Raw genomic sequence first — 261 nt, forward strand, 5'->3', positions numbered from 1 at the left:
TCTTAATAATGAAGAGCTTGTTGCCATACCAACCGAAACAGTTTATGGCTTGGCTGGCAATATCTTTTCAGAAAAAGCGGTTAAGGCCATTTTTGAAACTAAAGAACGCCCTTTTTTTAATCCGTTGATTGTTCATATTCCTAATATAGATTATTTGGAAACCATTGTTGATGCGATTCCTGAAAAGGCAAAACTCTTAGCTGAGGCTTTTTGGCCTGGACCAATAACTTTGGTTTTAAAAAAGAAATCTATAATCCCAGA

Annotated in this window: 1 protein-coding gene; it reads left to right on the plus strand. The window is 35.6% G+C overall.

Going from position 1 to position 261, the window contains the following annotated elements; genetic code table 11:
• On the plus strand, nucleotides 1-261 hold a 261-nt coding region (locus ACRHNM_RS17125; protein WP_431137848.1), incomplete at both ends, for an L-threonylcarbamoyladenylate synthase.

Source organism: Psychroserpens mesophilus (assembly GCF_050617655.1).
GTDB lineage: Bacteria > Bacteroidota > Bacteroidia > Flavobacteriales > Flavobacteriaceae > Psychroserpens > Psychroserpens mesophilus_A.